Here is an 11,130-nt window from a genome sequence, read left to right on the forward strand (position 1 = left end):
ACAAAAAACAAATTTGAAACATCTCTTAAACTTGTTTTAATTGCATTTAGTTATTTAATTGAAATTAGGATTACTCCATAATTACTACTTCCATTGGAAGTTTGTGCATATGATGTCTGTCCTGCTTCAACTATACCACTAAAAGCATGATTAGAGTATCCTTCCACAGATGTACCTAATGCACAGTTACTTTCATGTTGTCAAGAAGCTTGAAAGTAATTACTATAAGCATATTTATAAAATATTGCATTTCTGTCTCTATAATACCATGCCTACCCTTAACCGTATTACCCGAAGTCCTGGTCACTCAGAAAAGCTGCAGCATTATTTTATCCAGAGTCAAAACCATTTGCAGCTACATAATCCAGTATTCCAAATAAACAAGCTAACATCATTCAGACAATTAAACTAAAGCCAATTTTCTTCATTATAATTTCTTCTTTCAATTGAAAATGATATATCACTTTCTAAATAAAAATTAACAAACTTTCACATATTTTACAAGCAATTTCATTTAAAATGTAACAATAAAAAAGCTATATTAATTCTAAAATTAATATAGCAAATTTAAAAATCAATCATTAAAATAAAAAAACTGTTCCAAACAGTTAAATGGTGGTTCCGGCCGGAATCGAACCAGCGACACGAGGATTTTCAGTCCTCTGCTCTACCGACTGAGCTACGGAACCATGATGGCGGTCTGGACGGGACTCGAACCCGCGACCTCCGCCGTGACAGGGCGGCATTCTAACCAACTGAACTACCAGACCATAATGGTTGCGGGAGAAGGATTTGAACCAACGACCTTCGGGTTATGAGCCCGACGAGCTACCAGACTGCTCCATCCCGCGATATGAAATTTTAAAAATGGCGGAGGTTGAGGGATTCGAACCCCCGCGGGGCTTCCACCCCCTGTCGGTTTTCAAGACCGATCCCTTCAGCCGGACTTGGGTAAACCTCCGGATAACCATTTTATGAAATTGGTGGACCCTGTAGGACTCGAACCTACGACCAACCGGTTATGAGCCGGTGGCTCTGACCAACTGAGCTAAGGGTCCATATCGACCTCTACTAGGCGTCTACCTGTTTTAAAAATAATAATGGTAGCGGGGAAGGGATTCGAACCCCCGACCCACCGGGTATGAACCGATTGCTCTAGCCAACTGAGCTACCCCGCCAAATGAGTCTTTACATTAAAAATGGTGGAGCCTAGGAGGATCGAACTCCTGACCTCCTGCGTGCAAAGCAGGCGCTCTCCCAGCTGAGCTAAGGCCCCATTTAAATGGTCGGGAAGACAGGATTCGAACCTGCGACCCCCTGGTCCCAAACCAGGTGCACTACCAAGCTGTGCTACTTCCCGAAAATTTATATTGAATTGAAATGGCGCGCTAGGCAGGAATCGAACCCACAACCTCTTGATCCGTAGTCAAGCACTCTATCCAGTTGAGCTACTAGCGCATTCCCTGCGTTATCTTCAGCGCTTATTTATATTACCATAATCGCCAAATCTTCGCAAGTCTTTTTTCGATTTTTTCTTAAGTTTTTTTCTTAAGAATGGTGCCCAGGGCCGGAGTCGAACCGGCACGGATTTTAAGGTCCGCAGGATTTTAAGTCCTGTGCGTCTACCAATTTCGCCACCTGGGCAATAAAAAATGGAGGTTCCAGCCGGACTTGAACCGACGGTCGAAGAGTTGCAGTCTTCTGCCTTACCAACTTGGCTATGGAACCATCTCTTGTTGACTGCTTTTTTATTATATACTAAGCCTTTATAAAATGCAATAAAAAAGTTAAAAAAATGAGCTCAAATTTGAGCCCATTTTATTGTGAAATAATTTTTGTCCATAGAATCGCATATTTTTCTTTCAAAGCATTATCTTGATAAGTGAAAACTTCATCGTTTCCAGTTAAATCTGTACGAATTCCATAAGCACTATTGCCTTCAAAATCTTCTTCTTTAGCGATTGCAGAGGCATGTTTATTACTTGTCAAATAGCCTACTTCTAAAGTATTTAATAAAGCATTTTCATCAGAAATCATATAGTTGATAAATTCATGAGCTAATGTTACTTCCTGACACTCATTGGTAATCACAAAACCATCAAACCAAACATTGGTTCCTTCTGTCGGTAAATAGAAATCCATATTTTCGTTTTCAGCCATAATTGCCGCAGCATCACCGGAATACATGATTGCCATTGCTTTTTCACTATTTTTCATACTATCAATGATTTCATCTCCGCCATAGACCGGTGCCATGGTTTCTTTTTGGTTTGCCAGCCATTGATAAGCTTCTTGAATCTCCGCATCATTATCACTATTCATGGAATAACCCAGAGCCTTTAAAGCGACTGTGAATGAATCACGAACGGAATCATACATATAAATGTTGCCTTTATACTTTTGATTGCGCAGAATCTCGAAACCTTGTCCTAAATCTGCTTCGTCTACTTTTGTTTTATCATAGACAATCCCAACATTTCCATAGAAATAGGGTGCCCAATATTCATTATTCGGATCAAAGGGCTGATTCATGATAGAAGTATCTAAACTGTCTCTATTGGTAATTAATGACCAATCCAGCTTTTGGATGCGTTCTTCTTTAATTAAACGTTCAATCATATAATCCGATGGAACTAAAATATCATACTTATTTCCTCCCGTATATTTTGTATACATGGACTCATTTGAATCAAAGGTTTCATAAACAACTTTACAATCATATTCTTTTTCAAAAGCTTTAATAACTGATTTATCTACATATTCTCCCCAGTTAAAAACACGTAATACCGGTTTATTGCTCTCACGAACTGCAATTCCTATCACTAAAGCAAGACAGCTTAAAGCAATCACAATGCGTGCTGTACGCTTACGCACTTTAGAGGTCGTTTTCTTTTTCACAATCGCCGGTACAATATAAGATAAAGCCAACACCCCTAAGATAACAAACACAACAATAGCGGATAATGCATTGATACTTGGGTTGATACGTTTTGACATATTATAGACAGCAATCGATATATTCTGCACTCCATTTCCAGTTACAAAATAAGAAATAATAAAATCATCAAATGACATCGTAAACGCCAATAAAGCCCCCGTAAAAATTGCCGGTTTAATCTGCGGCAAAATGACTTTCGTCAGAGCCTGAAAAGGCGTTGCTCCTAAATCCATTGCCGCATCAGATAAATTGGGGTCCAAACGTCTTACCTTAGGTAAAACATTAGTGATGACAAAGGGGGTACAAAAAGCAATATGAGCAAAAAGCATTGTCATATATCCTTTATCCACTTTAAATGCCGCAAAAAACAACATCAATGAAATCGCCGTCACAATTTCCGGGTTCAAAATAGGCAGTTGATTTAACTGCAAGACAATCTGACGAACAATCTTTTTTGATTTGGATAATCCAATGGCTGTGATCGTTCCTAAGATCGTAGAAACCAAAGTAGCAATAATCGCAATAGATACCGATACAAAAACAGCAGACATTAATTCATTGTTTTTAAATAGTTCTTCATACCAATAAAATGAAAAGCCTTTGAAATTAGATAATGACTTTGCTGAATTGAAAGAAAAGATAACCATGACAATGATCGGTAAATATTGAAAAAGAAGACATAACCCAACAAAAAGACTAGTTGAGAATTTTCGATTTTTTATCACTGTGTGTCTCCTCCTGATCTTGTCCAGTATATTTTTCTATTTTACTTACCCCTGCCATCATTAATATAACAATGACTGCAAGAATCATAGATACGGCACTACCGAAACTCCAATCCCCGATCTGGATGAACTGCTGTTCAATGAAGTTTCCGATCAATGCATATTGACCGCCGCCAAGTAATTTAGGAATCATAAAGGTTGAAATCGAAGGTAAGAATACCATCGTAATCCCAGTCAATACTCCGCTTAAAGATAAACGAAATGTCACTTTCCAAAACGTCTGCAAAGGCGTTGCCCCAAGATCCATAGCCGCTTCATTTAAAGAAGGGTCCATCTTTGTCAAAGCCGTATGAATAGGCAGAATCATGAATGGCAAAAAGTTATAAACCATTCCTAACACTACCGCAAAATCCGTATACAATAAGGTCGCCGGGGGTAAGTTGACTGCACTTAGCATATTGTTGATAATCCCATTACTTCCTAAAATACTGATCCACGCATAGGTTCGAATCAGCATATTGATCCAAGTTGGAATCGTAATCAATAAGATTAAGAGCGTTTGTGTTCTTTCTTTACATTTAGAAATCAGGTACGCTACCGGATAACCTAAAGCTAAACAGATTACCGTTGTAATGACTCCTAAAACAAACGATTTGAATAATACTTTTACAAAAACCGGATCAAAGAATTTTGTGAAATTGCTTAGTGTAAAAGAAAACATCATCGCTCCGCCTTCACCGGTTCCATCTGTAAAGGCATAAAGCGCGATCATCAGCATAGGTAAAAGAGTAAAAAGCAAGAGCCAGCCAATATAAGGAATGACCAACTTTTTATATTGCTTCATTAATAAGTCCCCATCTTATACATCACATGGATGTCTTCCGGATAGAAATTCAAATCAACTTTTTTACCTACTTCTACATAATCTGTTGTATGGATCAAATAATGACGATTTTCACAACGTACTGTAATTTCATAATGAACGCCTTTAAAAATAATGGTTTCCACTTCACCTGACATTTTTCCTTGCCCTAATTCGACGATATCCAAATCTTCCGGACGTAAAACAACGTCTACTTCTTCATTATCATCAAAACCATAATCGACACAGTCAAATTCCTGTCCATCAAATTTCACAAGATAATCTTTCAGCATAACCCCTTCAACAATATTTGAATCCCCAATAAACTGAGCAACAAAACGGTTTTCTGGTTCATTGTAAATATCTGTCGGTGAACCGATCTGCTGAATCATTCCATCGTTCATGATAACGATTGTATCTGACATGGTCAGCGCTTCTTCTTGATCGTGGGTTACATAGATAAAGGTGATGCCTACTTCTTTTTGAATCTTCTTTAACTCCAGCTGCATTTCTTTTCGCAATTTTAAATCCAACGCTCCCAAAGGTTCGTCCAGTAATAGAACTTTAGGTTCATTAATCAATGCACGGGCAATAGCGACACGTTGCTGCTGTCCGCCTGAAAGCTGATCAATCGCTCTTTTTTCAAATCCTGATAACCCTACTAATTTTAAAGTCTTAGTAACTTTTTGTTCAACAATCGAATGATCGATCTTTTTCAAATTTAACCCAAAGGCTATGTTTTGAAATACATTCATATGAGGAAACAATGCATATTTTTGAAAGACTGTGTTGATTTCTCTTTTATAAGGCGGTAAAGATGAAATATCCACATCATCGAATAAAACATCACCCCCACTTTTTTCTTCAAAACCACCGATAATACGTAAAGTCGTTGTTTTTCCGCAACCACTGGGTCCTAATAATGTTAAAAATTCATTTTCATGAATATCCAGGTTTATTCCTTTTAATACGACTTGTCCGCCATATTCTTTAGTTAGATTCTTTAATTGTATTAATTTTTTCATATAACCCTCCTAGAATGATGGTGGCGTTGAGATCCATATCACTTTAGCCACATGTTGATGCTGATTAGAAATATAATGAGGTTTATCCCCTTTTATATAGAATGTCTGTCCTGCTTTAATCAATAACTCCTGATGATCGTAATGCAAGGTAATACGACCACTTAGTACATAGCCGAATTCTTCCCCCTCATGGGGTTCGATTTGATTTGTTTGTGCTCCGTTTTGCAGTTCGATTAAAATAGGTTCCATTTGGTTTTTCTGAGCATTCGGAACGATATAGGAAATCGTATGTAAATCCTGCTCATTGACGAAAAAGTCTTTGTTTGAAAAAACAATCTGTTCTTCCTGCTTTTCATCAAAAAAATCACGCAGATTCGTCCCCAAAGCTTCCAGTATATCTTCAAGCGTGGAAATAGAAGGAGATGTCAAATTCCTTTCGACCTGTGATAAAAAACCTTTTGTTAATTCACTTCGATTCGCTAACTCTTCTAAAGTTAATTGATTGCTGACGCGCAACCGTTTGATTTTTTCACCGATATCCATATGCGTCCTCCTGTTTAGTATTATAAAACTTTTTGTATATTTTTACGAAACATAACTATTATATAAAAATTATGACAAAATGCAACTGGTTTAACACATTTTCCCAATAAAAAAACTCAAAGTGTCTCTTTGAGTTAATCGTCTTTTTTCTCTAAGTGCTCACGACGCACACTGGATTGAATAAACAGCTCTTTGATCATCTTCTCATCTTCTTCTAAAATGGCTCTTTTTAATTTCATCAATTCATCTTCAAAATGATTGATACAATTTAAAAGATTCTCTTTATTTTTAAAGAAAAGTTCGCTCCACAGATCCTCGTTAATATTAGCAATGCGCGTCAAGTCACGATAGGAATCCCCAATAAATTTTCCTGTATCAAACTTCTGTTGATCCGAATTAATTAAAGCCACTGCCAAAACATGAGGCAGCTGAGATGTAAACGCAATTATTTCATCATGTTGTTGCGGAGAGACAACTTTAATATTTTTAAATCCCATCTGACGAACTAATTTTTCTAATATAAGGATTGCTTCTTTACTATTGCCCGCATGAGGGGTAATGATATAGTTAGCCCCTTTAAACACATCACTGCTTGAATACTGGTATCCTTTTTTTTCTCTGCCCGCCATCGGATGTCCACTCAAAAATTCCACATTATCCGGTAATTTGGCGGCTATCTTTTCAACAAAGTAAGATTTTACCCCAACTGCATCCGTAATCAAACTTCCGGGTTTAAACTGATTTTCTTCGATAAATGCTTCAATCAAAGATGGATAAAGTGAGATGATTGTAAGATCACTCTTGGGGATGATTTCTTTTCCATCACGATATCCCTCTAAAATATAACCCTCTTCTTTTGCTTTGTTTAATGTCTGTATATTGGTATCTATCCCATAGACGTCATAGCCCAATCCATGCAGTGCTTTGACATAACTTCCGCCTACGACTCCTAATCCGACAACTGTAATAATCATGTTCATTCCTCCCTCAAATAAAAAAAGCTTTCCTCCTTAAAGGACGAAAGCAATTCGTGTTACCACCTTTATTCACTGATCTTTCACAAAATCAGCCTCATGGAGTCATTGACTCCTGCTTTAACGGGCATCCCGGCAACGCCTACTTCATTCAACGTTCTACTCCATGATGTATTCACTTTTTGCTTATTCGTTATTTCCACCTGCCATAACGTCTCTATGCAATGTACAAAAAGCTACTTGTTCACTTCTTCGTATTTATTATATATTAGCATGTATAATCTATTTGTCAATTTTAACTTGCGACATTTGATTGAGAAAGGTACATCTGATAATATTTTCCACCTAATGCAATCAATTCATCATGCGTTCCCATTTCAATAATTTTTCCGCCATCAAGAACAATAATTTTATCGGCATGCTTAATTGTACTTAAACGATGGGCAACGATAAATGTCGTACGGTTCTCACTGGCTACCGCTAAAGCGCGCTGAATCATCTGTTCCGTCTGAGTATCGATATTAGCAGTTGCTTCATCTAAGATTAAGATTGATGGATCATAAAGCATCGCTCTGGCAAAAGATAACAGCTGTCGCTCTCCGGTAGAGAGGTTCTCCCCTAAATTGGCAATCGGAGTATCGATCCCATGTTCATATTTATTTAAGATTTCATCCGCTCCAATCGCATGCATGGCATCCAATACCATTTGATCGGTCACTTGTTCATCATTCAAAGAAATATTGCTTTTGATTGTTCCTTTAAATAGAATCGGATCTTGAAGCACCATTCCTACATGTTTTCTGAATGCCTGTTTTGACATTGTATTAAGTTCACGTCCGTCAATTTTAATTGACCCTTCATTGTAATCATAAAATCGCATTAACAATGACATCGTTGTTGTTTTTCCGCTTCCGGTATGTCCTACAAATGCTACTGTCTGATGTGCTTCCGCTTTAAAATTGATATCTTTTAAAACATAAGGAGCCGTCTCATTGTATTTAAAATCAAGATGTGAAAATTCCACTTCTCCGTTAAATGGCGGAACCTCATCATCATAAGCAACTGTTTCTTCCGGTAAATCTAAAAATTCAAAGACACGTGTTCCGGATACCATAGCATCTTCAAGCATCTCAATACTTTCCATAATAAGATCAATTGGATCAAGCAGGTTTCCTAAATACGTAACAAAGGCGTACATCACCCCATAGGTTGCAAATTCGCCTGTATATACAGCTTTATACCCGAAGAAGCAAATAACCATGATCTGAGTAACACGTCTGAATAAACCAAAGACAGGTCCTCCTACATTGACATTTAAACTGGTCTGCTTCACACGATAATCAAAATAAGATCGGTTCAAACCATCAAATTCATCGTAAATAAATTTCTCTTGGTTAAAAGCTTGAATGACTTTCATTCCTTTAATATTTTCATTCAATGTCGCATTAATCTGTGAATTAAGCGCACGAATCTGAGTGGCATATTTATTGGTATAATAGCGATATGCTAAGATCCATACAACGATCAATGGCAAAATAAACAATACCATGATCGCAAACTGAGGATTTAAGACATACATTGCAAAATATATAATGATAAATTTAAACAACCCCTCAATGACCATCGTAATCACAACATTGTATAAATACTTGATTGTCTCGGTGTCATTGGTAATCTTTGAAACAATGCGTCCATCTGCTTCATTTTGAAAATAATTGATTGGCAGACGCTGCAATTTTTCAAACATATCATAACGCATTAAATTCGATAATTTTAAAGCGAGCAATGAATACAAATAATTGGTGACATAAACCAAAACAGAGTTTAAGAAATACATTGCCCCCAGCATTACCAATAAAAAGATGACCGGTTTTACCAACGGACCATAAAGTAATCGCGACTGATTGCCTGACAAAACCGTTGCCTGATATTCATGGGTCTGCCCCGTATTCGTAATCGTAACTGTATTTCCCTCTATTTGGCGCATTCCACTTTCGATTTGCCCTACGCCATCAATCATATAAAGTGTCTTATTCACTTCAATAACACAAGCTTCTTCAATGATCCCGGCATCTCCTTTATAAAGGTTCTGCTGAACATAAAAGTTATCATTGACTTCTACCCCATTTTCCGCTTTTTGATCCACTTTATACCAAGGTTTTTCAATCCCGGATACATAGTCATCTAAAAGCTGTTGGGTAAGTCGTGTGGGCAAGATGTCTACAACCATCAAAATCGATACTAACACGATCGTAGACACAATTAAAAATTTTACATGAAAGGCATAGCTAAATGCACGTTTTAACACTTTCATTATGCTTCCCCCCCATTCGCCAAAGATTGGTTGGTAAACTGCTCATAATACCAGCCCTTTTCTGACAGCAATTGTTCATGATTGCCATGTTCGATTATTTTTCCATTATCCAACACGATAATCTGATCAGCATGCTTGATAGCAGAAAGACGATGAGCGATGATAATATTCGTTTTCTCTTTTCGTGCCGTTTTCAAATTGCCGATGATATTCGCTTCAGTATTTCCGTCAACCGCCGATAAAGAGTCATCTAAAATCAAGATCTCCGGATCGGCAATAAACGCACGGGCAATGGATAGACGCTGTTTCTGCCCTCCAGAAAGCATCGTTCCGTCTTCACCGCAAAGCGTATCTAAACCATCACGTAAATATTGAATATCTTTTTCAAAGTCAGCCAAGCGAATAGCTTCCATCATTTTTTCATCACTGACTTCTCCTACATGTCCTAATTTAATATTTTCTCGCACAGTTTTAGAAAACAAGACATGTTCTTGTGGAACATAACCAAAATGCTGGCGAATATCGATGAAATTATAAAGATCAACCGAATAATCGTTAATCTTAAATTCACCTTTCCCTTTTTTATAGTAACGCAGTAGCTGCTGAATCAGCGTTGACTTCCCACTTCCAGTTTTACCGATGATTCCTATCGTTTGTCCTTTTTCAATCTTAAATGAAATATCCATTAAACTGTCAAACTCACTGCCCGGATATCGAAATGAATAATGATTAAATTCAATCGAATCAATTTGTTTTAGGGTCATTGGATTCTTAGGCTGTTCAACACGAACATCCACCATCGTCGTTTCTTCAAAACGATCATAAGACGCCTGAGCACGCTGCAAACGGTTTAAGACTTGACCGATTCCCATCATCGGCATTCTTAACATGGATAAATAAAGATTGAAAGACACTAGCTCTCCGGCAGAAATCTCACGATTAAATACTAAAAACACACCAAATCCAATCGCAATCATCACCGACACAGAAAAGACGATCCTAAATAACGGACCAAATGCCGAATCAAGTTTTAACGCAATTTTCTCTTTATCACGTGCTATATCAGCTGAACGTTTTAATTTTTCAATATCATTTTTCTCTTGAACAAACGCTCGAATAACCTGTACTCCCGCTACAGATTCCAACGTTGTATTGTTGAATTCCCCATAAGCATCACGAGAAGCAATAAACAAACGGCGAATTTTCTTTGACATGAAATAGACCAAAACAATCGCAAACGGCAAAGGCAATATCGCTGCTATCGTTAATTTTAAATCAACCCCAATAATCATTTGTGACACAACAAAAAGAATCGTAAACGCTGAAGTTAACAGCTGGTTTAAAATCTGCGACGTCGCCATACAAATATTATTGACATCCTGCGTTGCTACTGCCATCAAGTCGCCGGTTTCATGGTCATTATAATAATGGGCATCCATTCTCTCTAAATAATCCATCAGCTGATTTCTTAATATGTATTGGAGCTTGTAACTCCCATTGAACATCAAGCGTGATCGTAAATTGAAAGCTCCATACAATAATATGGCAACAATCGACATCTTAATGATCAAGGCATAAAAATAACTCTCAGTGATTTGCCCGGTTCCAATGGAATCCAGAGCGTTTCCTAAATATTTAGGGGGCAATGTCATTAAAAATGTTGCGGCAATATTGCATATCGCAAACGCAATATAGCGCCATTTCTCTTCCTTGAAAAACCAACTTAATTTCTTATATATATTAAACATA

The 11,130-nt window shown here is 37.4% G+C and carries 7 protein-coding genes, 11 tRNA genes and 1 other annotated feature; all 18 genes read right to left on the reverse strand.

Annotated elements, in window-relative coordinates; genetic code table 11:
- Nucleotides 1–613 precede the first annotated feature (613 nt).
- Nucleotides 614–689 (reverse strand) — tRNA-Phe (locus BN1225_RS04265).
- A 4-nt stretch (nucleotides 690–693) separates the two neighbouring features.
- A tRNA-Asp gene (locus BN1225_RS04270) sits at nucleotides 694–770 on the reverse strand.
- A 4-nt stretch (nucleotides 771–774) separates the two neighbouring features.
- Nucleotides 775–851, reverse strand: a tRNA-Met gene (locus BN1225_RS04275).
- Between the two features lie 17 nt (nucleotides 852–868).
- A tRNA-Ser gene (locus BN1225_RS04280) sits at nucleotides 869–961 on the reverse strand.
- A 20-nt stretch (nucleotides 962–981) separates the two neighbouring features.
- Nucleotides 982–1,058, reverse strand: a tRNA-Ile gene (locus tag BN1225_RS04285).
- 43 nt (nucleotides 1,059–1,101) lie between these two features.
- A tRNA-Met gene (locus BN1225_RS04290) sits at nucleotides 1,102–1,178 on the reverse strand.
- 22 nt (nucleotides 1,179–1,200) lie between these two features.
- Nucleotides 1,201–1,276, reverse strand: a tRNA-Ala gene (locus BN1225_RS04295).
- Between the two features lie 7 nt (nucleotides 1,277–1,283).
- Nucleotides 1,284–1,360, reverse strand: a tRNA-Pro gene (locus BN1225_RS04300).
- 21 nt (nucleotides 1,361–1,381) lie between these two features.
- Nucleotides 1,382–1,458 (reverse strand) — tRNA-Arg (locus tag BN1225_RS04305).
- A gap of 97 nt (nucleotides 1,459–1,555) precedes the next feature.
- Nucleotides 1,556–1,644 (reverse strand) — tRNA-Leu (locus BN1225_RS04310).
- A gap of 9 nt (nucleotides 1,645–1,653) precedes the next feature.
- A tRNA-Cys gene (locus tag BN1225_RS04315) sits at nucleotides 1,654–1,728 on the reverse strand.
- A gap of 90 nt (nucleotides 1,729–1,818) precedes the next feature.
- The gene (locus tag BN1225_RS04320) at nucleotides 1,819–3,663 is read right to left on the reverse strand and encodes an extracellular solute-binding protein (RefSeq protein WP_242857692.1); all 1,845 of its coding nucleotides are present in this window, start codon (nucleotides 3,661–3,663) and stop codon (nucleotides 1,819–1,821) included.
- Nucleotides 3,635–4,507, reverse strand: coding sequence for an ABC transporter permease (locus BN1225_RS04325; RefSeq protein WP_041138586.1), 873 nt, complete (start codon nucleotides 4,505–4,507; stop codon nucleotides 3,635–3,637). The genes BN1225_RS04320 and BN1225_RS04325 overlap by 29 nt, the downstream gene beginning before the upstream one ends.
- A complete protein-coding gene (gene potA / locus BN1225_RS04330) occupies nucleotides 4,507–5,550 on the reverse strand; it encodes a spermidine/putrescine ABC transporter ATP-binding protein (RefSeq protein WP_041138587.1) in 1,044 nt (347 codons plus the stop codon). The genes BN1225_RS04325 and potA overlap by 1 nt, the downstream gene beginning before the upstream one ends.
- A 9-nt stretch (nucleotides 5,551–5,559) precedes the next feature.
- Nucleotides 5,560–6,093, reverse strand: a complete 534-nt coding sequence (locus BN1225_RS04335) for a cupin domain-containing protein (protein ID WP_041138588.1) — start codon at nucleotides 6,091–6,093, stop codon at nucleotides 5,560–5,562.
- 134 nt (nucleotides 6,094–6,227) lie between these two features.
- Nucleotides 6,228–7,067, reverse strand: a complete 840-nt coding sequence (locus BN1225_RS04340; protein ID WP_041138589.1) for a prephenate dehydrogenase — start codon at nucleotides 7,065–7,067, stop codon at nucleotides 6,228–6,230.
- Between the two features lie 36 nt (nucleotides 7,068–7,103).
- Nucleotides 7,104–7,329, reverse strand: a binding site (T-box leader).
- A gap of 33 nt (nucleotides 7,330–7,362) precedes the next feature.
- Nucleotides 7,363–9,381, reverse strand: a complete 2,019-nt coding sequence (locus BN1225_RS04345) for an ABC transporter ATP-binding protein (RefSeq protein WP_041138590.1) — start codon at nucleotides 9,379–9,381, stop codon at nucleotides 7,363–7,365.
- Nucleotides 9,381–11,129 carry an ABC transporter ATP-binding protein gene (locus tag BN1225_RS04350; RefSeq protein ID WP_041138591.1) on the reverse strand — a complete coding sequence of 583 codons (1,749 nt, stop codon included), beginning with the start codon at nucleotides 11,127–11,129 and terminating at the stop codon, nucleotides 9,381–9,383. Before BN1225_RS04350 ends, BN1225_RS04345 begins: the two co-directional genes overlap by 1 nt.
- Nucleotide 11,130 lies beyond the last annotated feature (1 nt).

It is taken from the genome of Beduini massiliensis, assembly GCF_000829905.1.
Taxonomy (GTDB): domain Bacteria; phylum Bacillota_I; class Bacilli_A; order Erysipelotrichales; family Coprobacillaceae; genus Beduini; species Beduini massiliensis.

What these genes read in the sequence shown, in the direction of transcription:
- BN1225_RS04335 (WP_041138588.1), bottom strand. Translation starts at nt 6,093, where the DNA reads ATGGATATCGGTGAAAAAATCAAACGGTTGCGCGTCAGCAATCAATTA.
- BN1225_RS04340 (WP_041138589.1), bottom strand. Translation starts at nt 7,067, where the DNA reads ATGATTATTACAGTTGTCGGATTAGGAGTCGTAGGCGGAAGTTATGTC.
- BN1225_RS04345 (WP_041138590.1), bottom strand. Translation starts at nt 9,381, where the DNA reads ATGAAAGTGTTAAAACGTGCATTTAGCTATGCCTTTCATGTAAAATTT.
- potA (WP_041138587.1), bottom strand. Translation starts at nt 5,550, where the DNA reads ATGAAAAAATTAATACAATTAAAGAATCTAACTAAAGAATATGGCGGA.
- BN1225_RS04350 (WP_041138591.1), bottom strand. Translation starts at nt 11,129, where the DNA reads ATGTTTAATATATATAAGAAATTAAGTTGGTTTTTCAAGGAAGAGAAA.
- BN1225_RS04325 (WP_041138586.1), bottom strand. Translation starts at nt 4,507, where the DNA reads ATGAAGCAATATAAAAAGTTGGTCATTCCTTATATTGGCTGGCTCTTG.